Source organism: Microbacterium stercoris (assembly GCF_017592545.1).
GTDB classification, from domain to species: Bacteria; Actinomycetota; Actinomycetes; order Actinomycetales; family Microbacteriaceae; genus Microbacterium; species Microbacterium stercoris.
In genome coordinates, this window is record NZ_JAGFOA010000002.1 from 1 (window position 1) to 20406 (window position 20406).

The window sequence follows — 20406 nt, forward strand, 5'->3', positions numbered from 1 at the left end:
GCGGAGCTGGCTGAGGCCCTCGACGGCGCGGGCCTGAGGGCAGCCTTCGACGCGCTGTCCTTCACGCTCCGCAAGGAGGCCGCCCGCTCGGTCGCCGACGCGAAGCAGGAGGCCACACGCCACCGCCGCATCGAGAAGGTGCTCGACAACCTGCGCTGATCCGGTGCGTTCCGTCGCGGACGGGCGCTCGGAAGGATCCGGATCCGGTCAGCCCTCGAGCTGCATCAGCGCCGGAGACGTCACGACTGGGCGATCTCGAGCTCTCGCGCGGTGAGCTTGACTGTCGTCGACGAGAATCGCGATGCGTCGATGCTCTCTTGCGGGGGAGCGTGGCCAGCAGCGCCGCGGCCTGCCTCTCGATGGCGTCTGCGAGGTCGTTTTCGTCGGACTCGCGTGGTTCGCGGACGCTCTGTGGAGCGCCGTCAGTGCCATCCCCGGCCGCCCCGTAGTGACGAGGCCGGGGACGGTGGCGGCGAGACGTTCGGGCTCCCCGTCGCTGCGCGCCTGGAGGTAGCTCGACGGTGCGACGAGCGTCCTCGACCGCGACAAACCCGGGTTGCCGTAGCCCTGTATGTGCTCCGCGGCGTACTCCTGGACGAGCGCCCGCGCCTGCGGCGAGTCGTAACGGCTTACGTGGATATCCATCACTCCCCCATTGGACGGCCCTGGGGCAGCTCCCGGGCCGAGACGGCCGGGAACGGCTTGCCGCCGTTGTACTTCTTTTCGAGCTGTTCCACCTTCTCCATGACGGCCAGGTGGATGAACTGCGACAGGCCGCGATAGCCCTCGGTGGCCATCGTGTGCAGGATCGCGCCGCGCACGCGGTCGGTGTCCTCCCGGTCCTGGTAGAACGACACCTTGGGCGGGTACGCCTTCTTAGTGCCGGCCTTCGTGGTCGACGTCGACGAGCTGCGCGGCCGCGAGGTCGGCGCTGCGACCGGCTCGACCACAGGAGCTGCATCAACCGGCTCGTCGTCGACCGGCTGCGTCGACGCCTGCTTCGCCTGCGGCGGCGTGACGGGGCTGGATCCGGCGAGGCTGGATCGGCGAGGCGCGGGGCGGCTCATGCGGATACTCCTTCTATGGCGGCCAGGTGGGCGGCGTAGAAGGCCCCAAGAGCGCGGGTGGTCTCGACGGCGTAGGAAATGACGACGCGCTTAGGTGCGGGCAGCGCAAGAACCTGGATGCCTCGGCAGTAAACCGCTTCCCGCAGCTCGGCGACGCGTTCGCGTCCGCTCACGGTCTGCTCCTCGTGCTTGTCGACGACGATGCCGGCGATGCTCAGGGCCGGGTTGCGGTACTCGCGCACGTTTCGAGGATGTCGAGAAGCTGAGCCATGCCGTGGCGCTGGTCGGGGCCCGGTTATCGAAGGGCTACTTGGCTGAGGCATGAGTGCTAGTTCGCGGCTTCCGAGACAGGGTGCAGGGCGTTGGAATCAGATGCGGCGGTCAATCGTTGCGCGATCGCTATAGCCAGTAGCCCGGCGGAGACGACCGCAAAGACAATAAGGCTGCTGCTGAGAAACACACCCGGCGTGGTGATCTGGAGACCGACGAGGCAGAGGACGAGCGTTGCCAGTGCTCCAACAGTGCTCGCAGTGCCCATGAGGGCGTTCATGGAAGACATGAGTGCTGCCGGCGCACGGGATTGTAGGGAGAAAGCCAGGCTGTTGGCGTAGAGGAAGAGCGGGAAGGGAATGATCACGACAAGAAGGACTGTCCAGATCCCATCCGAGACGAGAACCCCGACCCCGATAGCCAAGATCGCCGCCAGTAGTGCGAAGCTGAACCGCTGACGATGTGCGAGGCGCGCCCAGATCGCGTTCGCCCCGATGTTGATGAGCTGGAAGGCGATAAAGATGGGACCGAACCAGCCGGCATCGAGGTCGGCATCGAGGAACACCATCTGCCACATCTGGAAGAACGGGGTGAACGCGAGCTGGGTGAGCGCGAATAGGAGTATGACGAAGATGAGCCATGGATCACGGCGCAGTGATTCAATCACCTTCGGCGGATCGTCATCATCGGTATCCCGCACGATCGGGGTCTTCGGGAGCGCCAGAGCCCCGTATACTGCCGCGATCATGAAACAGCCGATCGAGAGTGCGTACAGCCCGGCACCAAAGAGAGGGTAGAGAGTCGTCGTAGCGACTGCGCTGACAATCGTCGCAGCAAGGACCACGTTGTGGTCGAGTGCGAAGAAACGCTTGAAGGACCGTTCATCATCACGAAGGATGGTCGCGAAGTGGATATCCATGGTCGAGCTGTTGAGGGCGGTTCCCAGCGCGTAGATCGCCCACGCGACGCACATGATGATGAGGCCCTCGCCAAACCAGACGACCCCATAGGCACAGCCGAACACCAGGATGGACAGGACGTAGAGCTTCTTCCTGGAGAATCTGTCCGCCAGAGTGCCCGAGGGGAACTCTGCGAGCGTGAGGGTGACCATGTAGACGATCTGGGTCCAGATGATGCTGTCGTACTGAAGGTCCTTGGCGAGAAGGATGGGCGTCAGTACCGCCTGAGGTAGCACGCGCGCGAAGGTCGCGAGAGCACTCACTCCGAAGTAGGTCTTCATTTTCACGGTCGGTCCTCCGGGCCGATGGGGACGAGTGGTCGGGCGCCGCATTCGCAGCGCCCCACCTGAACGCCTTAACTCGTCGGCTTGAAGCCACCAATTGTTGATGGAATTAGTACCAATTGGGCCCGCCCGGCACGTCGCCAGCCGGCCCGTGGGATTAAGGCGACCTTATGCGCCCGCTGCACCATCCTCCGTACGTTAGCCCGCGAGCTGTCGCGCTCGGGGGCGGCACCGACCTTCGGTAACGGGATAGATGGAGTTGCAGAGCTGGACTCGGCGCTGACCGTGCCGGCGCATGGACTGCAAGTGGCGATGTGGTCGTGGCTCGGTGCCGCGGCGCCGACGCCGACGCCCGTGCATGGTGCTGGCTAGAGTCTCGGGCATCGATGAGAAGACCTACGGCGCCGTTGCCGCCTGCACAGTCGACGTGCCCGCGGAGCTGGCTGAGGCCCTCGACGGCGCGGGCCTGAGGGCAGCCTTCGACGCGCTGTCCTTCACGCTCCGCAAGGAGGCCGCCCGCTCGGTCGCCGACGCGAAGCAGGAGGCCACACGCCACCGCCGCATCGAGAAGGTGCTCGACACCCTGCGCTGATCCGGTGCGTTCCGTCGCGGACGGGCGCTCGGAAGGATCCGGATCCGGTCAGCCCTCGCGCTGCGTCAGCGCCGGAGACGTCGCGAAACCGAGCCGTTCGTAGACCGGGATGGCGCGGGAGGTGGCGTGCACGGTGGCGCGCGCGGCACCGTGGCGCTGCGCGTGGTCGAGCGCGGCCCGCACGAGGCCCGAGGCGATGCGGCGACCGCGGTGCGCGGGGTGGACGAAGACCGACTGGATGTCACCGGACACCCGGGTGAGAGTGCCGGGACGCGGCACGCGGGGGAGGAGCGCGACCCACGCGGCCCCGACCACCGCGCCGTCCACCCGCGCGACGAACGCCGCGTGCCCAGCGCCAGGGCCGTGCCACCACTCGCGGAGGTCAGCCGCGAAAGGCTCGAGCTCGTCGGGGGCGGGGTCGGCGGCGTCGGGGGTCGAGACGCGGTGGTGCATCAGCCGGAGCATCCGCGCCAGCTCGGGCACATCGGTGTCGTCAGCGCGTTCGATCTCCATGCCGCGAGTCTGCCGGATCCCCCGCGCCCGATGCGGAGCGGACCTCGAACCGACGCCCGGGGGCGCGCTAGCGTGACGGGCATGGCAGAGCACCGAGTCCCCGCGCCCGTGATCGCCGAGGGCGAGAAGCCCAAGGGTCCGGCGTCGTACTTCCCGAACATCGAGAAGACCTACGGCAAGCCGATGCAGCACTGGCTCGACCTGGCCGCCGACCGCCTCGATGCCGAGCCGCACATGAAGGTGGTCGAGTGGCTGAAGGGCGAGCACGGCCTCGGCCACGGTCACGCCAACGCGATCGTCGCCTACGCCAAGGCCATGCTCGCGAAGTGACGGTCGCCGAGGCCTATGGCAGGCGCTCCGGCGAGTACACCGAGCTCTTCGGCGACATCGCGGCGGCGCATCCGGATGACCGCGCGCTCGTCGCCGCGTGGGCCGCCGCGCTCGACGGACCGGTGCTCGACCTCGGCTGCGGCCCCGGTCACTGGAGCGCGTTCCTGCACGGCCGGGGCGTCGAGGTGAGCGGCATCGACCTCACGCCCGAGTTCATCCGGATCGCGCGCTCGCGGCATCCGGAGATCGACTTCCGTCTCGGCGACGCGCGCCGCCTCGACGTGCCCGACGCGAGCCTCGCGGGAGTGCTCGCGTGGTTCTCGTTCATCCACCTGTCGCCCGGCGAGGTGCCGACGGCGCTGTCGGAGATCCGACGTGTGCTGCGCCCCGGCGGCGGGCTGGTGCTGGGGTTCTTCGAGGGCCCCGAGCTCGAGCCCTTTCCGCACGCGGTGACGAGCGCGTGGTTCTGGCCTCCCGCGCAGCTCGCCGCCGCGCTCCAGCGCGCGGGCTTCGAGGTCACGCACACGCGGCGACGGCAGGATCCGGGCGCCCGCCCGACCGCGGTGATCAGCGCCCGCCTCCCCACCCCCTGCCGCTGAAAACACGTCCTCTCAGCGAGGCCACGCCTTATCCGCGCAGATCCGGCATGTTCTCGCTCAGAACACGTGTTTTCAGCGAGAGCGAGAGCGAGAGCAAGGAGGGCAGCAACCCACGCCAACCTCGCCCCCACCCCACACGTCAGGCGCTCGCGCGCTGCACCAGATCGCAGGTGAAGGAGGCGGTCCAGCCCGGCAGCGCGCTGCCCGAGAGCAGGGCGTCGATCGCGGTCGCGGCCATCTCCTCGACGGGTTGCCGGATGGTCGTGAGCGGCGGGTTCGCAACCGATGCGGCGATGGAGTCGTCGAAGCCGATGAGCGCCACGTCCTGGGGAACCCGGCGTCCGCGATCCGTGAGTGCCTGGAGGGCTCCCGCGCCCATCAGATCCTGCGCCACGAAGAGCGCGTCGAGGTCGGGATGCGCCTCGAGGAGCGCGGTCGTGGCGCGGTAGCCGCCCTCGCGGTCGAAGAAGCCCTCGGCCTCGACGATCTCGATGCCCAACTCGGCCGCCGCGTCGTGGTGGCCGAGGCGCCTGGCGGCGGCGCAGGCGTTCGACTCGGGACCGTGCACGGCCGCGATGCGTCGGCGGCCGAGCGCGTGCAGGTGCGCGATCGCCGCCCGCGCCCCGCCGCGGTTGTCGGCCGAGACGGTGGGGGCGACGACCCCGGCGGGAGTCAGCGTCACCACGGGCCCGCGAGTGCGGCGCACGAACCGCGTGGCGAGCTCGGCGGGCACGCTCACGAGCACGGCACCCGCCGTCACCTGGCGCGCGATGGCGTCGATCTGCGCCGGTGCGTCCGCCGGATCCACGCGGCGGATGTGCAGCGGCAGCCCCTCGCGGTCGAGCGCGGGCAGCAGCCCCGCCATGATCCGCCCGTAATAGGGGTCGGCGCCGAGCCAGGCGATGTCGTCCTCGCAGGTGTAGACCACGAGGTCGATCGTGCGGCGGCGCCCCGAGGCGAGCTCGCGTGCGGCGGCATCCGCGCGGTAGCCGAGCTGCGCGACGGCGTGCGCCACCCGCTCGCGGGCGGCGGCGGACGCGCCGGGCTGCCCGTTGAGGGCGCGCGAGGTCGTCGCCCGCGAGACGCCCGCGAGGCGGGCGACATCGTCGATCGTGGGGCGGGTGTGCTGTGCAGGTCTGGTCATCATCGGCTCCGATCACAAACTATGAGTGGGAGCGCTCCCACGCGCAAGTCCCGATCGAAGGATCCCCGTGTCAGGCCGGCGTCACCGTCCGCAGCGTGAAGGCGAACTCCAGTTCGCCGGTGGGCAGCAGGTGCTCCGGATGGGTGCGCGCCCCCCACGAGTCGTCGCCGCCGACGCCGCGGCGCATCAGCGCCGGACGCAGCACGGTCTTGCGGATCGGGGGGAGGTCGACCGGATGCGCCGCGTTCTCGATCTCGAACGGGGTCCAGGGCAGCGCCGAGAACTCCATGCCGGCAGCGCACTCCACACGCAGACCGACGCCGGCCTCATCCGTCACCTCGGCCCAGCGCACCCCGGTGCGGCTGCCCGACTCCTGCGGGCGCAGGTAGGGCGTGAGGAGCTCTGCCACCTCCGACTCCCAGACGCCTAGGCGGGCCGACGCGCGGCGGTCGACGTAGCTCTCGTGCGGGCCCTCGCCATACCAGCGCAGGTGCCCGAAGGCCGCGTCGGTCTCGATGAGGAGGCCGAACTCCGGCATGTCGGGCAGCCCTTCACCCGGTCGCGCCGTGAGCCGCACGTCGATGCGCCCGTCGCCCGAGACGCGGTAGACGACGGTGCTCTCGCTGGCGGGCGTGGTGGGCAGGGTGTAGCGGAATGCCACCTCCACCGCGTCGCCCACCACCGTCGTGGCGGGGTTCTGCGCCCCCGACTCCGGATCCGTCGTGGCGAGCGAGGCGTAGCGGCTCGCGAGCAGCCACTGCCCGTCGCGCGCGGGCATGCCCCAGCCCCGCTCGTTCGAGGTGGGGGCGTGCCAGAAGCTCGGCTTCGGGATCGAGTGCAGCAGCTCGCGCGCGGCGTCGCCGTGGCCGGCGCGGTACGAGACCAGCCCGCCGTGCAGCTTCGAGAACAGCACGGTGAAGCCCTCGCCGCGCACGCCGACGTTGTGGATGCCGTCGATGAGCTGAGGCGCCTGCGCCCCGGGCGCCGTGGCCGCGGGCTCCGTGCCCTCGACCACGAAGACGCCCTGTGCCGACGCGACGACGTGTCCGGCGGGAGCCCAGTCGGTGGCCGCGACGAGTGCGAACGCGACATCGACCGTGTACTCGCCCGGCTCATCCGGGATCTCCACGGGCAGCGGCGCGGAGGCCGAGGACCCCGGCGCCACCTCGAGCGTGAACGGCGCCGAGGCGAGCACCACGCCCTCGCGGGCGAGCGTCACGGTCGCGGCGTAGCCTCCGGTCGACGTGAACAGGTGGCGGTTGTGCACCGCGACGCCGTCGCGATCCACCGTGATGTGCAGCGGCTGATAGAGCTGAGCCATCTCGAGCAGCTTGGGCGAGGGCGTGCGGTCGAGGAAGACCAGGCCGTTGCCGCAGAACTCGCCGTCGTGGGGCCGCTCGCCGGCATCTCCGCCGTAGCCCACGTACGACTCGCCCTCGGGCGTGGTCATCAGGATGCCCTGGTCGGCGAAGTCCCACACGAAAGCGCCCTGGAAGAGCGGCTCGCGGTAGGCCAGGTCGATGTACTTCTCGACCGCGCCGAACGAGTTGCCCATCGCGTGCGCGTACTCGCAGAGGAGGTACGGCTTGTCGCGGTGGGTGGCGAGGAACTCCTCGATCTCGGTGACCGGCGCGTACATGCGGCTGACGACGTCGGTGGTCTCCGGATGCCGCGGATCCCAGTGCACGCCCTCGTAGTGCACCGGGCGGGTGTCGACCGAGCGGAACCAGTCGGCCACGGCCAGGATGTCGCTGCCGCCGAACGACTCGTTGCCGCACGACCACATCACCACGCTGGCGTGGTTGCGGTCACGGGCCACCATGCTCGCCGCGCGATCGAGCAGAGCGGGCAGCCAGTCGGGGCGATCGCCCGGCAGGGCCTCCTCGAGGCCGATGCGGCCGCGCACGACCGCGTCCCACATGGCGTGCGTCTCGAGGTTCATCTCGTCGATGACGTAGAAGCCGTACCGGTCGGCCAGCTCGTAGAAGTACGAGTTGTTCGGGTAGTGGCTCGTGCGCAGGGCGTTGACGCCGGCGGCCTTGAGCAGGCGCAGGTCGGCCTCGGTCTCCTCGCGGGTGACGACACGCCCGTTCACGCCGAACTCGTGGCGGTTCACACCGAGCAGCACCACGCGCTCGCCGTTGATCTTGAGCAGGCCGTCCTCGATCCCGAAGCGCCGAACGCCCACGGGCACCGTGAAGCGCTCGGTCACCTCGCCCGCCTCGTCGCGCACCTCGACCGCGAGCTCGTGCAGGTGCGGATCCTCGGCGCTCCACAGCCTCGGCGCCTCGATCTCGACCGACAGCGTGCCGTCGCCCGCCTCCGTCAGCGGGAGCGGGACGGATCCGTGCCCCGACAGCGTTGCGCTCACCGATCCGGATCCGTCCAGTGCGACCTGCGCGCGGATCGTCGCGGTGCCGAGGTCGGCGGCGACGTCGGTGGTGATCTGCACGTCCTCGACGTGCACACGCGGGCGGCGGCGCAGCACGACATCGCGGAACAGGCCCGAGAAGCGGTAGAAGTCCTGGTCCTCGAGCCAGGTGCCCGCCGTGACCTTGAACACCTGCGCCGCGAGGCGGTTCTCGCCCTCCACGACCGTGCCGGTCAGGTCGAACTCGGAGGGGGTGAACGAGTCGGTCGCGTAGCCGACGTAGACCCCGTTGTGCCACACCGCGACGGCCGACTCGGCGCCGAGGAACGCGACGCTCAGGCGCTCGCCCTCTTCGAGCGGGCGGTCGAGCGTGTAGGTGCGCACGTAGGTCCCGACGGGGTTCGAGAACGCGGGCGCCTGGCCGGGCACGATGTCCTCGAGGCCGTCCCAGGGGTACTGCACGTTGGTGTACTGCGGTCGGCCGTAGCCCTGCAGCTGGATGTGCCCCGGCACGGCGATCTCGTCCCACGCCGACACGTCGTAGGCGGTGTCGGCGAACCCGTCGGGCGCCGTCGACGGATGCTCGGCGTAGTGGAAGCGCCACGTGCCGCTGAGCAGCTGCTCGCTGTCGCCCTCCGTGCGCTGGTGCCAGCGGTGGTCGGAGTGCGCCGCGAGGCGGTTCTCGGAGACGAACAGGGGGTCGGCGATGCGGGTGATGTCGAAAGTCACTTGATGGCTCCGGTGATGCCCTCGGCGAAGCTGCGCTGCAGCACGAAGAAGACGATGACGGTGGGCAGCGAGGCGATGAGCACGGCGAGCATCAGCACGCCGTAGTCGGTCACGTACCCCGCGGTGAGGTTGGCGATGAGCATGGGCATGGTCTGCGCCTCGTTGTTCACGAGCACGACCTTGGGCCAGAGGAAGTTGTTCCACGAGGCCATGAACGTGATGACGGCGGCCGCGGCGTACGTCGGACGCATCGTGGGCACGTAGAGGCGCGCGAAGATGGCGACCTCGCTCAGCCCGTCGAGGCGCCCGGCCTCGATGATCTCGCCCGGGAACGAGCGCGACGCCTGGCGGAACAGCAGGATCAGGAACGGCGTCGCCACGGTCGGCAGCACGACCGCGATCACCGTGGACAGCAGGTCGAGGCTCGCGAACAGCTGGAACAGCGGGATCATCGTCGCCGCGAACGGGATCATCATCGCCAGCAGCAGGATGCCCATCAGGCGGTCCTTGCTGCGCGAGTGATAGACCTCGAAGCCGTAGCCCGCGATCGAGCAGATGAGCAGGGCGGCGACGGTGGTGGTCACGGCGATGAGCGTGGAGTTCCACATCGCGCCGCCGAGGTCCTGCAGGTCGAGCAGCACCGCGAGGTTCGCGAACAGGTTGCCGCCCGGCAGCAGACGCGAATCGAGCACATCCTTGCTGGTGTTGGTCGCCGAGACGACCATGAAGTACAGGGGGAACAGCGACAGGATCGCCGCGACGCTGAGGAAGAGATAGCCGGGCAGGCCCCGCATCACCTTCGCGGGAGTGAGACTAGTCACGCTTGTCCCCGATCTTCATCTGGATGGCGGCGAGGATGGCGACCAGCAGCAGGATCGCGTACGACACCGCGGCGGCGTAGCCGAAGTTCGGGTTCTTGTGGAACGACAGCTCGAACAGGTAGTGCGCCATCGACATGGACGAGTAGGCCGGGCCGCCCTGCGTGAGCGCCCACGACTCGTCGAACAACTGCAGCGTGCCGTTGGTCGACATGATCGCGCAGAGCAGGATCATCGGCTTCAGCTGCGGCACCGTCACGCGCCAGAAGGTCTGCCACGCGTTCGCGCCGTCGATGCGCGCGGCCTCGATGGTCGACCGGTCGACGTTCTGCAGCGCCGCGAGCAGGAACACCATGTTGTAGCCGGTCCAGCGCCACAGCAGGCCGATGATGATCACCAGACGCGCGGTCTCGGGCTGGCCCAGCCAGTTGATCGGATCGGCGATGAGCCCGAGGCCCTGCAGGAGGTCGTTGACCGGACCGTCGTTGGCGAACAGCGTGCGGAACACGAGCGAGTACGACACGAGGCCGATGGCGCAGGGGAGGAAGATCGCTGTGCGCCAGAAGCCCTTGGCGCGCAGGGTGGGGGAGTTGAGCAGGTTCGCCAGCACGAGGGCGAGGATCAGCATGATCGGCACCTGGACGACGAGGTAGATCCCGGTCGTCATCAGCGTGAGCCGGAAGATGTCGTCCTCGAACAGTCGCGCGTAGTTCGACCAGAGCGGATCGGCGAACTGCAGGCGCGTGCCGCGGCCCGTCTGCAGCGACAGGATGAGCGCCTGCAGCATCGGCCAGAAGTTCAGCCAGATGATCAGCAGCGCGGCCGGCAGCAGGAACGTCCAGCCGGTGAGGCTGCGGCGCTTGGCGCTCGCGCTGCGCGAGCGCCAGGGCTCGGTCTTCTTGTTCTTCGTGCCGCGCGGCGGCGCCACGATGGCGGCGGTGAGGGTCACGGTCGGTCCACCTTCGGTGCGGATGGGAGGGAGCAGGGGAGCGGACGCGAGGGGCGCCGGCGCGCTGGCCGGCGCCCCTGCGCGGTCACTGCATCGAGAACTCGACGGCCTTCTGCGCCTCGTCGAGGGCGGCGGCCGTGTCCGTGCCGTTGATGATCTTCGTCAGGGCCGCGCTGACCGAGTCGCGTCCCTCGTAGTAGTAGACGCCCGTGTTGTTGGCGGGCACCTCCTTGCCGAACTCCAGCACCTCCTGGAAGACGGGCTGACCGCTGAAGAACTCGTGCGGCTCGGCGTACACGTCGCTCTCGCCCGCGGGGCTCCAGTTCGCCAGGGCGCCCGACTTCGGCAGGATCGTGTCGTACAGCTCGGTGGATCCGGCGAACGTCTCGTTCAGGAAGTCGGCGGCCAGGTCGTAGTCGGCGTTCGCGGTGATCGCCCACGACGATCCGCCGTTGGCGGAGAAGTTGGTCGCGCCGTCCACGCCGTCGAGCTTCGGCAGGTCGGTGATGTCCCACTTGCCCGACTGGTCCGCCGCGGTCTGGATCGAGCCGAGGATCCACACGCCGTTGATCGTGCCGGCGACGTCCTCGTTCACGAAGGACGCGATGTACTCGTCCCAGGAGTTGACCTCGACGAAGACGCCCGACGTCACGAGCTCCTTGTAGACCTCGATGCTCTTCTCGAGCGCCTCGTTGTCGACGATCGTGGGGTTGCCCTCGTCGTCGAACAGGCTCGCGCCGGCGCTCTGCAGCATCATCATGATGAGGTCGGCCGAGCCCGCCTGGCCCGAGAGCAGCGGCTTGCCGGTCTTGGCCAGCACGTCCTTGCCCTTGGTGAGGAAGTCGTCCCACGTGATCCCGGTGAAGTCGTCGATCGTGTAGCCGGCCTGCTCGAGCACGTCGGTGCGCAGAGCCGTGACCGCGGTGCCGTTGTCGAACGGCACGCCGTAGTTCAGGTCGTCGACGGTGGAGTACTCCACGACCGCCTCGGGGAACTCCGAGAAGTCGACGTCGGAGTCGCCGAGGTCGCTGAACAGATCCGGGTAGTTGATGACGTTCTTCTGGAACGCGTTGTTCTGCATCAGGAAGATGTCGGGCAGCTCGTCGGTCTGCTGCGCCTGGGCGATGGTCGTCAGCTTGGTCTGCAGGTCGTCCCACGAGGTCTCGACGACGTCGATCTCGAAGTCGGGGTGGTCGGCCTGGTAGATCTTCGCGGCCTCTTCCATCGCGTAGATGTTGAAGGCCGGATCCCATGCCCAGACGGTCAGCTTGCCGTCGCCCTCGCCGCCCTGACCGGCCTCGCCGCCGCCGCCACCGCCGCCGCCGCAGGCCGAAAGCGCGAGCGCGATCGGCGCCACCACGGCCACCGCCATCCACCGCTTGCCACGGATCGTCATCACAGAACTCCTTCGCCTCGTTGCGACACGGACGGCTGCTCTGCCGTCTGCGTGCACTGTGTGTTGACGTAAACATGCCGCACGTTCCGGCGCTTGTCAAAGAGTTTCCCGTCACAGTCATGTCACGAGACGCCGAGGATGGCAACGTGAACATCCGCGGGGCGGGCCGCGGGCGCGAGGCGATAGCATCCGCTCATGCCCCTTCCGCCGAGTCGTCGCGCCGCGTCGATCGCCGACGTCGCCCGCCTGGCGGGCGTCTCGGCCCAGACCGTCTCGCGCGTCTCCAACGGCGGGGCCCGCGTGAGCGCCGACACCCGCGCCCGCGTCGTGGAGGCGATGGACCGGCTCGGCTACATGCCCAACCACGCCGCCCGCGCGCTGCGCAGCGGCGCATTCCGCACGATCGGGCTGCTCGCCCACCGCTTCGAGCGCACGGGCGAGGCGCAGACCATGTCGGGCGTGATCGACGCCGCACGCGCCGAGGGGTACACCGTCACGGTGGTCGATGTGACGGCGACCGAGGATCCGAGCGGTTGGGAGGCCGCGGCCAGCCGGCTCACCCAGCAGGCCGTCGACGGGCTCATCGTGATCCGTGCCGAGCACGAGACCCCCGACTCGCTCACCCTGCCGCGCGGCATGCCGGTCGTCGTCTCCGACTCGCGTCTGGTCGGGCAGTACACCGCCGTGGTGGCCGATCAGATCGAGGGCACGACCGACGCGGTGCGGCACCTTCTCGATCTCGGGCACCGCGCGATCCACCACATCTCCGGCCCCGATGACTCCGAGCCCGCGCTCGCCCGTGCCGACGCCTGGCGCCAGACCCTGCTCGCGGCGGGCGTCGCGCCGCCCACCGCCTGGACCGGCGACTGGTCGGCCCGCTCCGGCTACGAGCTCGGCCGCCGGATCGCCGAGCAGGGCGAGGCGACCGCGGTCTTCTGCGCCAACGACGAGACCGCGTTCGGCCTGATCCGGGCCCTCCACGAGCGCGGCCTGCGGGTGCCGCAGGACGTGTCGGTGGTCGGGTTCGACGACATCGGCCTCGCCGAGTACTCGTCGCCGCCGCTGACGACCGTGCGCCAGCCGTTCCAGCGCATCGGCCACGAGCTCGTGCGCCTGGTGCTGGCCCGCCTCGCCGGGGGCGAGGCGCCCGCGCGCGAACGCGTGGTCGTGCCCTGCGAGCTGATCGTGCGCGAGACCACGGCCCCGCCCCGCTCCTGACCGTGCCCCGATCGCGCGCTCACCGCCGCCGTTCGAGGGCGGATCGGGGCACCTGCCGGGGTGGGAGCGCCGCGGGGGCTCGTAGGCTCGAGCCATGAGCGCGACGGATCCGGTGCACGAGCTGACCACGCGGGATCCGGCGATCCCGGTCGCGGTGATCCTCGCCGCCCACGGCTGGGCGAACCTCGGCGACCACGCCATCACCCTCGCGACCCGGTCGTTCCTGGCCGCACGCTTCCCGTATCGCGTGATCGTGATCGACCGCCAGACCCTCGCGGCGCAGTGGGGGCTCATCGTCGCCTCGATCCGGCCCCACGACGTGGTCGTGCTGCCCGGCGGCGGCAACCTCGGCGATCTCTGGCCCCACGAGGAGGCCGCCCGGCTGGCGGTGGTGCGGGCCTTCCCGCACAACGCCATCGTGTCGTTCCCGCAGTCGATCCGCTTCGCCGATCCGGAGGCCCTCGCGCGCAGCGCGGCCATCTACCGCGCGCACCCGCGCCTGCTGCTCGCCACCCGCGACGAGCGGTCGGCCGACATCGCGCGCGAGCACCTCGCTGCCGACGGTGTGCACCTCGTGCGCACCGAGGACATCGTGCTCCAGCACCCCTACCCGTTCGCCTTCCGTCCCGACAGCGAGGCGATCGCGTTCCTCGAGCGCGACGACGCCGAGAAGGCACCCGGATCGGCCATGGCCCGGCTGCGCGCGCTCGCCGCGGGTCGCGAGGCTCTCGAAGCCGACACGATCATCCGGCCCGCCGCGCTCACGAGCCTGGGCGATGCCGCGCACCACCTGTACGCCCTGATCGACACGCTGCACGCGGCGCGGGTCGTGGTGACCGACCGCCTGCACGGGGCGATCTTCGGGCTGCTCGCGGGGCGTCCCGTCGTCGCGGCCGACAACAGCTACGGCAAGATCCACGCGGCGCTGAAGACGCTCCAGCAGCGGGCGCCCGAGCGCATCCTGCTCGTCGACCCGGATGCGACCGGCGTGACGGGCGAGCAGCTCGAGCGGCTCGCCGCGATGCCCGATGCCGAGGCGACCCCTGGCGACCTGCTCGCCGACCGCTTCGACGCGTTCGAGCGCGAGCTGCGCGCGTTCCTCGACGCCTGAGCTCCGCCCCGGGGCGGCTCCTGGTCAGCAATCGCCGTCAGACGCGCGCGTACCGCGGCGATTCGCGACCACCAGTGCCCGCCGCCCGCCGCCGGGCGTCACTCGATGAGGGAGGCCTCGCTGAGGCGGTGCCAGGCGCGGTTGTGGTAGACGAGCGGGCCGGGCTCGAGGCCGGGCTCGCGGTTGGTCTGGCCCTGCAGCGCGTGCGCGGCGATGACGGTCGACCCTCCAGCCTCGAGGCGGCTGACGACCGCGCAGCGGGCCCAGGCGCGCACCCCGGGGAACAGCGGCTCGCCCGTGGCGAGGCGCGTCCAGATCGAGGTGTCGGCGAAGCGGTCGATGCCGCTCGTCGAGGCGAGCTTCGCCAGATCCAGATCCTCCGCGTCGAGCAGGTGCACAACGATCGTGTCGGCATCCAGGATGGTGGGCGCCGACGACGAGATCGACGAGATCGAGAAGATCAGGATCGCCGGATCGACGCTGACAGAGGCCACGGAGGTCGCGGTGAGGGCGACGGGGCCGTTCTCGCCCTGCGCCGTGATGACGGCGACGCCGCCCGGGTGGCCGCGGAAGAGCGACTTGAACGCGTCGGCGTCGAGCTCGGGCTGCACCGAGACGATCTCGCCCACGTGGCGCGAATAGGCCGCGTCGTAGGGGTCGATGTCATGGTGCTGCACGAAGTTCTCGCTCATGCCATCGACGCTACGCCCGCTCCGATGGGTGCGGGCCGTGTGACGACAAACAGTGAAACCGGGCGTCACGCGCCGAAACGCGACGTCACACGCGAGGCCGGTCGGGCGTCAGAGCACCGGATCGTGCGGGTCGAGCACGGCGCACACGATCGCCTCGATGGCGAACTCGCTCGAGCGGGCGAGGTCGACCGCATCCGGATCGAGCAGCCACTGGATCTGGAGGCCGTCCATCACCGCGAGGATGGCGGCGGCGGCATCCGCGATCGTCTCCGGCTGGGTGACGCCCTTCTCCTCGCAGGCGAGCGCGAAGGCGGTCGTCACCTCGTGGCGCAGGGTGCGGTAGCGATCCTGGAAGTAGGAGCGCGCGGGGTGGTCGTCGGTCACCGACTCGCCTGAGAGCACCGCGTAGGCCTGCACGAGCCCGGCGCGACGGGCGTTCGCGAACGCAGTGCGCACGAGGTGACGGAACAGCTCCATCCCTCCTGGGATGTGCTTGTCGGCGAGATCCTGCACATCGCTCTGGTCGCGGTAGCTGAGCACCTCGACGAGCAGCTGCGTCTTCGAGCCGAAGTGGTGCAGCACGCCGGCATGGGTCATGTCGACCTGCTCGGCGATCTCGTGCAGCGTGCCGTTGGCGAAGCCCTTGGCGCCGAACACCTCCATGGCCGCCTGCAGGATCTCGGCGCGACGGCGCAGCGTCTCGGGCCGCGGCCCGTTCTTGCGCTTGGTCGCCATGATCACGATCTCCTCTCGACGCGACCCTATTCGAGGATTCGCGCTTTACAACTTACCCACGAGTAAGTAAGTTCATGGAACCGCTCCCGGAACGAACCGGAAGCACCCCCCTGCAATCACGCAGTTCTCGTCCCTTCAAAGGAGAAGCGATGGCACGCAAGCCCCTGTACTTCGTCGCAGGCCTCGGCCTGGTCACCGCGCTGGCGCTCACCGGCTGCGCCGGTAGCGGCGCAGGCGCGGACTCGGACAAGCCGAGCGACAGCAAGCCCGAGGCGGGCGCGGCGCTCACGATCGCGAAGCCCGACGGCGCGATCACCACCGAGTCGAACAACCCCTGGTCGGGAGACTCCTCGGCCAACAAGCTCGGCTACAAGAACGTCGTCTTCGAGCCGCTCGCGATCGTCAACCCCACGGGCGACAACGAGACCACCCCGTGGCTCGCCGAGAAGGTCACGTGGAACGACGACTACACCCAGCTCACCGTCACGCCGCGAGCGGGCGTGAAGTGGAACGACGGCGAGGACTTCACCGCCGACGACATCCTCTTCACGTTCAACCTCATCAAGAGCACCCCGGCCTTCGACACCGGCAACATCCAGCTGACCGACATCAAGAAGGACGGCGACGACGTCGTGCTCACCTTCGCCGAGTCGAAGTTCGTCAAGCAGGCGCAGGTGCTGAACATCCAGATGGTGCCCGAGCACATCTGGAAGGACGTCGAGGACCCGACCACCTTCACCAACCCCGACCCGGTGGGCACGGGCCCCTACGTGCTCGAGAAGTTCAGCTCGCAGTCGGTCACGATGACCGCCCGGGACGACTACTGGGGCGGCGAGCCGGCCGTGCCGACGCTGTACTACGTCTCGTACAACGACAACACCGCCCTCACCACGGCTCTCGCCAGCGGCGAGGCCGACTGGGCGCAGGCGTTCATCTCGGACATCGAGGGCCAGTACCTCTCGAAGGACGAGCACAACATCTTCTGGCCGGCCAACGTCATGGCCCCCGACGTGCTGTTCCTCAACACGCAGGAGAAGCCGTTCGATGACGTGGCCTTCCGCAAGGCCGTCAACATGGTCATCGACCGCGAGGCGCACACCACCATCGCGCGCGAGAACGCCGGATCGCAGCTGACCAGCATCACGGGTCTGCCCACGCCGGTCGGCGAGAAGTACATCGCCCCGGAGTACAAGGGCAAGGAGTTCTCGATCGACGTCGACGGCGCCAAGAAGGTGCTCGAGGACGCCGGCTACACCTGGGAGGGCGAGGCCCTCATCGACCCCGACGGCGAGCCCGTCGAGTTCACGCTCCAGGTGCCCCAGGGCTGGAACGACTACGTCACCGGCATCAGCCTGATCGCCGACCAGGTCAAGAAGACGCTCGGCGCCGACGCCAAGGTCGACACCCCGGATGTCGACACGTGGTGGAACGCGAAGCGCACGGGCGACTTCGACGCAATCATGCACTGGACCGACTCGGGCACAACGCCGTACGACCTGTACTCTGACACCATGGACGGCCGCTGGCTGCTCGCCGGCGACGAGGTCGACTACAACTTCGGCCGCTACGACAACCCCGAGGCGACCGAGCTGCTGAGCACCTACGCCAACTCGGCGAGCGACGAGGAGCGCACGGCCGCCATCGAGGGCGTGCAGAAGATCTTCGTCGAGGACGTCCCGGTGATCCCGGTCGGCACGCACCCGATCCTGGCCGAGTTCAACACCCGCAACTACGTGGGATGGCCGAGCGACGACGACCCGTACGCGCCGGGCGACCCGCTGCAGGTCGCCGCGGTCCAGGTTCTGATGAACCTCGAGCCCGCCGAGTAAGTCCCCCTCCTTCACCCGGCCCGTCGGATCCGTCCGGCGGGCCGGGCGAAGACCCGCCGCGCTCCCGTGCGCGGCACCCTTCCCCCTCCGGGTCGCGCGCGTCGACGTGCGCGGATCCGATCCGTGCTGTGCGAAAGCGAACCGATGACAGACCCCCTGCTCACCGTGCGCGACTTCTCGGTCGAGTACGACGTGACCCCGCCCGTGAAGGCGGTGAAGAACGTGTCCCTCCAGCTGCAGCGCGGCGAGATCCTCGGCCTGGCCGGGGAGAGCGGATGCGGCAAGACCACGCTCGCCTACGGCGTGCAGCGCCTGCTGCGCGCCCCGGCCGTCATCACGGGCGGCGACGTCGTCTTCCATGACGCGAAGGCCGGCGACATCGACGTCAACGCGCTCGATGCCGGCGAGATGCAGCGCTTCCGCTGGGACAAGATCTCGATGGTCTTCCAGGGCGCGATGAACGCGCTCAACCCGGTGGCGACCATCGGCGCCCAGCTCGACGACGTGTTCGCCGTGCACCGCCCGCAGATGTCGAAGGCCGAGCGCCGCCGCGAGTGCGAGCAGCTGCTCGAGATCGTCCGGGTCGGCAAGGAGCGCTTCCGCTCGTACCCGCACGAGCTCTCCGGCGGCATGCGCCAGCGCGTCATGATCGCCATGGCCCTCGCCCTGCGCCCGCAGCTGATGGTCATGGACGAGCCGACCACCGCGCTCGACGTTCTCGTGCAGCGCGACATCCTGAAGCAGATCTCCGAGCTGCGCCACGAATTCGGCTTCTCGGTCATCTTCATCACGCACGACCTGCCCCTGCTGCTGGAGATCAGCGACCGCATCGCGATCATGCGCGAGGGCGAGATCGTCGAGCTCGCGGCCTCCCGCGACATCTGGGAGCGCCCGCAGCACGAGTACACCCGCAAGCTGCTCAGCTCGTTCCCGCGCCTCACCGGCGCGAAGGGGGTGCTGGTGCGATGACCACGCTCGAGTTCCGCAACGTCTCCAAGCGCTACCGCGTGCGCGGGGCGCAGCCCATCCTGGCCCTCGACGACGTCAGCTTCACGCTGCGCGAGCGCCAGACGATCGCGCTGGTCGGGCAGTCCGGATCCGGCAAGTCGACGATCGCGAAGATTCTCACGCAGCTCGAGACGCCCACCTCGGGTGAGGTGCTGCTCGACGGCAGGCCGATCCCCACGCGCGGCAAGGGCCTGCGTGCGTATCGCCAGCAGCTGCGCATGGTGTTCCAGGATCCGTTCGCCTCGCTGAACCCGTACCACTCGATCCGGTATCACCTCGAGCGGCCCCTCCGCCTCGACAACGTGGTGCCGAAGGACCAGACCGACGCCGAGGTGCGCCGCCTGCTGGAGCGGGTGCGCCTCGATCCGGATGCCGTGATCGACCGCCGCCCGCACGAGCTGTCGGGCGGACAGCGCCAGCGCGTGGCCATCGCCCGCGCGCTCGCCTCGCGCCCCCAGCTGCTCGTCGCCGACGAGCCCGTGTCGATGCTCGACGTCTCGATCCGCGTCGGCGTGCTCAACCTGCTCGCCGAGCTGCAGCGCGACGAGGGGCTGGGTGTGCTGTACATCACCCACGACCTCGCCACGGCGCGCCACTTCTCGGACGAGATCATGGTGCTCCACCACGGCAGGGTCGTGGAGCAGGGCACGGCAGACGACGTCATCCTCCACCCCCAGCACGAGTACACGCAGGCGCTGCGCTCGGCCTCGCCCGACCCCGAGAAGCACTTCGCCTCGGCCCCGGGCATCCCCGATGCCGGCACCCTCGGCACGGGCATCGCGAACGGAGGAGCAGCATGAACATCCCGTTCCGCTTCATCATCAACCGCGCCGTCTTCTACCTCTTCACGCTCTGGGCCGCGATCACGATCAACTTCATCGTGCCGCGCCTGATGAAGGGCGACCCGGTGTCGGCCTACATGGCCAAGTACCGCGGGCAGCTCTCGCCCGAGGCGGAAGGCGCGATCCGCGCCCTCTTCGGGCTCGACAAGGACAAGACGGTCTGGCAGCAGTACCTCGACTACTGGGGATCGCTGCTGCGCGGCGACCTCGGCGCATCCTTCTCGAACGGCCTCGCTCCGGTCGGCGACGTCATCGCCACGGCGCTGCCCTGGACGGTCGGCCTCGTGGGCCTGGCGACCGTGCTGTCGTTCCTCCTCGGCACCATCACGGGCGCCGTCATCGGATGGCACCGTGGCAGCCGCGCCGACGTCATCGTGCCGATCACGACCTTCTTCTCGACCGTGCCGTACTTCTGGCTCGGGCTCATCGCGATCGCCGTGTTCTCGTCGACGCTCGGATGGTTCCCCGCCTCGCATGCGTACGACAAGGGATCCGCTCCCGAGTTCTCGCTCGACTTCATCGGCCAGGTCATCGCGCACGGCGCGCTGCCGCTCATCACGATCCTCATCGCCTCGCTCGGCGGATGGATCCTGGGCATGCGCAACATGATGCTCACCGTGCTCGATGAGGACTACATCACCGTCGCGCAGGCGAAGGGCATGCCCTCGGGGCGCGTGCTGTGGCGATACGCCGCCCGCAACGCGGTGCTGCCGCAGCTGTCGAGCTTCGCCCTGTCGATCGGCTTCATCGTGAGCGGCACGATCGTCATGGAGCTCGTGTTCTCGTATCCGGGCGTCGGCAAGATGCTGCTCGACGCGACGAACGCGAAGGACTACCCGCTGATGCAGGGCGTGTTCCTGATCATCACCCTCGCCGTGCTGTGCGCGAACATCCTCGCGGATGTCGCCCACGCGATCCTCGACCCGCGCACCCGTCAGTCGGAGGCCTGA

The 20406-nt window shown here is 69.3% G+C and carries 21 protein-coding genes; 10 read left to right on the forward strand and 11 right to left on the reverse strand.

What is annotated here, in order from left to right; all coding sequences use genetic code 11:
• The first annotated feature begins 6 nt into the window (after positions 1–6).
• Positions 7–159: a YdeI/OmpD-associated family protein gene (locus J5V96_RS04190; RefSeq protein WP_268927526.1), complete on the forward strand. Its 153-nt coding sequence runs from the start codon at positions 7–9 to the stop codon at positions 157–159.
• Positions 160–644: 485 nt separating this feature from the next.
• On the opposite strand, the gene J5V96_RS04195 is transcribed toward J5V96_RS04190, so the two are convergent.
• The 3 genes from J5V96_RS04195 to J5V96_RS04205 all read right to left on the reverse strand — a co-directional run bounded on the left by J5V96_RS04195 (position 645) and on the right by J5V96_RS04205 (position 2577).
• Complete coding sequence (locus J5V96_RS04195; protein ID WP_208500716.1) at positions 645–1067, reverse strand: ParB family protein; 423 nt, start codon at positions 1065–1067, stop codon at positions 645–647.
• Positions 1064–1309, reverse strand: a complete 246-nt coding sequence (locus J5V96_RS04200; protein WP_208500718.1) for a hypothetical protein — start codon at positions 1307–1309, stop codon at positions 1064–1066. Before J5V96_RS04200 ends, J5V96_RS04195 begins: the two co-directional genes overlap by 4 nt.
• Positions 1310–1395: 86 nt before the next feature.
• A complete protein-coding gene (locus J5V96_RS04205) occupies positions 1396–2577 on the reverse strand; it encodes an MFS transporter (RefSeq protein WP_236014545.1) in 1182 nt (393 codons plus the stop codon).
• 361 nt (positions 2578–2938) lie between these two features.
• On the opposite strand from J5V96_RS04205, the gene J5V96_RS04210 reads away from it, so the two are divergent.
• Positions 2939–3172: a YdeI/OmpD-associated family protein gene (locus J5V96_RS04210; RefSeq protein WP_236014516.1), complete on the forward strand. Its 234-nt coding sequence runs from the start codon at positions 2939–2941 to the stop codon at positions 3170–3172.
• Between the two features lie 48 nt (positions 3173–3220).
• Here the strand turns inward: J5V96_RS04210 and J5V96_RS04215 are convergent, their stop codons facing one another.
• The gene (locus tag J5V96_RS04215; protein WP_208500724.1) at positions 3221–3685 is read right to left on the reverse strand and encodes a GNAT family N-acetyltransferase; all 465 of its coding nucleotides are present in this window, start codon (positions 3683–3685) and stop codon (positions 3221–3223) included.
• Positions 3686–3766: 81 nt separating this feature from the next.
• Between J5V96_RS04215 and J5V96_RS04220 the strand changes: the two genes are divergently transcribed.
• A complete protein-coding gene (locus tag J5V96_RS04220; protein ID WP_208500726.1) occupies positions 3767–4015 on the forward strand; it encodes a DUF4287 domain-containing protein in 249 nt (82 codons plus the stop codon).
• Positions 4012–4614: a class I SAM-dependent methyltransferase gene (locus tag J5V96_RS04225; RefSeq protein ID WP_208500728.1), complete on the forward strand. Its 603-nt coding sequence runs from the start codon at positions 4012–4014 to the stop codon at positions 4612–4614. Before J5V96_RS04220 ends, J5V96_RS04225 begins: the two co-directional genes overlap by 4 nt.
• 139 nt (positions 4615–4753) lie before the next feature.
• Here J5V96_RS04225 and J5V96_RS04230 read toward each other — a convergent pair whose 3' ends face one another.
• From J5V96_RS04230 to J5V96_RS04250, 5 genes are all read right to left on the reverse strand, one after another.
• Positions 4754–5758, reverse strand: coding sequence for a LacI family DNA-binding transcriptional regulator (locus tag J5V96_RS04230; RefSeq protein ID WP_208500730.1), 1005 nt, complete (start codon positions 5756–5758; stop codon positions 4754–4756).
• Between the two features lie 70 nt (positions 5759–5828).
• Positions 5829–8858, reverse strand: a complete 3030-nt coding sequence (lacZ, locus tag J5V96_RS04235) for a beta-galactosidase, LacZ type (RefSeq protein WP_208500733.1) — start codon at positions 8856–8858, stop codon at positions 5829–5831.
• Positions 8855–9679, reverse strand: coding sequence for a carbohydrate ABC transporter permease (locus J5V96_RS04240; protein ID WP_307793516.1), 825 nt, complete (start codon positions 9677–9679; stop codon positions 8855–8857). Before J5V96_RS04240 ends, lacZ begins: the two co-directional genes overlap by 4 nt.
• Positions 9672–10625, reverse strand: a complete 954-nt coding sequence (locus J5V96_RS04245; RefSeq protein ID WP_307793517.1) for a carbohydrate ABC transporter permease — start codon at positions 10623–10625, stop codon at positions 9672–9674. The genes J5V96_RS04240 and J5V96_RS04245 overlap by 8 nt, the downstream gene beginning before the upstream one ends.
• 85 nt (positions 10626–10710) lie before the next feature.
• Positions 10711–12021, reverse strand: a complete 1311-nt coding sequence (locus J5V96_RS04250) for an ABC transporter substrate-binding protein (RefSeq protein ID WP_208500735.1) — start codon at positions 12019–12021, stop codon at positions 10711–10713.
• Positions 12022–12216: 195 nt separating this feature from the next.
• Here J5V96_RS04250 and J5V96_RS04255 point away from each other — a divergent pair, with 195 nt between their 5' ends.
• Together J5V96_RS04255 and J5V96_RS04260 are read left to right on the forward strand one after the other, a co-directional pair.
• The gene (locus J5V96_RS04255) at positions 12217–13239 is read left to right on the forward strand and encodes a LacI family DNA-binding transcriptional regulator (protein WP_208500737.1); all 1023 of its coding nucleotides are present in this window, start codon (positions 12217–12219) and stop codon (positions 13237–13239) included.
• 94 nt (positions 13240–13333) lie between these two features.
• Entirely contained in the window at positions 13334–14350 is a 1017-nt protein-coding gene (locus J5V96_RS04260; protein WP_208500745.1) for a polysaccharide pyruvyl transferase family protein, read from the forward strand.
• Positions 14351–14448: 98 nt separating this feature from the next.
• Here J5V96_RS04260 and J5V96_RS04265 read toward each other — a convergent pair whose 3' ends face one another.
• Together J5V96_RS04265 and J5V96_RS04270 are read right to left on the reverse strand one after the other, a co-directional pair.
• On the reverse strand, positions 14449–15042 hold the full coding sequence (locus J5V96_RS04265) for a flavin reductase family protein (protein WP_208500748.1): 594 nt from the start codon (positions 15040–15042) through the stop codon (positions 14449–14451).
• Between the two features lie 108 nt (positions 15043–15150).
• On the reverse strand, positions 15151–15777 hold the full coding sequence (locus J5V96_RS04270; RefSeq protein ID WP_208500750.1) for a TetR/AcrR family transcriptional regulator: 627 nt from the start codon (positions 15775–15777) through the stop codon (positions 15151–15153).
• 149 nt (positions 15778–15926) lie between these two features.
• On the opposite strand from J5V96_RS04270, the gene J5V96_RS04275 reads away from it, so the two are divergent.
• The 4 genes from J5V96_RS04275 (at position 15927) to J5V96_RS04290 (ending at position 20406) form a co-directional block, all read left to right on the forward strand.
• Complete coding sequence (locus J5V96_RS04275; RefSeq protein ID WP_208500753.1) at positions 15927–17606, forward strand: ABC transporter substrate-binding protein; 1680 nt, start codon at positions 15927–15929, stop codon at positions 17604–17606.
• A 144-nt stretch (positions 17607–17750) separates the two neighbouring features.
• Positions 17751–18575, forward strand: coding sequence for an ABC transporter ATP-binding protein (locus J5V96_RS04280; protein WP_208500755.1), 825 nt, complete (start codon positions 17751–17753; stop codon positions 18573–18575).
• Positions 18572–19414 carry an ABC transporter ATP-binding protein gene (locus J5V96_RS04285; RefSeq protein ID WP_208500758.1) on the forward strand — a complete coding sequence of 281 codons (843 nt, stop codon included), beginning with the start codon at positions 18572–18574 and terminating at the stop codon, positions 19412–19414. The genes J5V96_RS04280 and J5V96_RS04285 overlap by 4 nt, the downstream gene beginning before the upstream one ends.
• Positions 19411–20406, forward strand: coding sequence for an ABC transporter permease (locus tag J5V96_RS04290; protein WP_208500760.1), 996 nt, complete (start codon positions 19411–19413; stop codon positions 20404–20406). Before J5V96_RS04285 ends, J5V96_RS04290 begins: the two co-directional genes overlap by 4 nt.